Source organism: Oleiphilus sp. HI0061, from assembly GCF_001635675.1.
On record NZ_LWFE01000164.1, the window covers coordinates 1 to 641 of the forward strand.

General features: G+C 46.2%; 1 protein-coding gene. It reads right to left on the reverse strand.

Features of this window, described 5'->3' with window-relative positions; all coding sequences use genetic code 11:
- The coding region (locus A3735_RS01950; RefSeq protein WP_369820499.1) for a deoxyribodipyrimidine photo-lyase at positions 1-635 on the reverse strand (635 nt) is incomplete at its 3' end.
- Positions 636-641 lie beyond the last annotated feature (6 nt).

The window sequence follows — 641 nt, forward strand, 5'->3', positions numbered from 1 at the left end:
AACTCGCCTTGATTATAGCTTAGTGCTGATCTTAAACACTGTGATGTGCTTACGATACCCGTTGCAAGATAAGGAGACAGTGAACTTGTCGCGTCGAGCGAGGGAATATCTCTGGCCTTATGGTAAGAGGCTGCGCGTTCTTCCATGAAGTTATTAAGTAGCTCGTGAGCGTGATCTTCTCCTGCGGGCCAATGATGGTCCCACCGAGAATCGACTTGAAACGTCGCAACATTCAAGTTTGGTGCTTTGACTGTTAAGGGCGGTTGTGGCGAGGGTTTGTTGACCAGGTGCCTGGATAAAGTCTTCGACTGCTTTAAAAATGCACGTTTAAATGCCGAGAATACATGATAGTAGCTTCCCTTCTGGTTCCTCAAGGTGCCCGGAGAAACGATGCATTGATCATGAAAAGATTGGCTGATAATGCCGTGATTACGTAAGTTTTCAGATACCGACTTGGCGAGTCGGCGCTCGTTCAGTCCATAATCTTCATTGTAGAAAAGGTGAGAAACTTTCAGCTGGCTGGCAAACTCAGAAATACTCGATTCCAGTTTTTGCATGGATTCTGCTGTAAGAACATAAAAGGGAACGTTAAGCTCGCTGAGAGCGCCAGAGAGTATTTCTAGTTGGCGCAGGATAAGAGA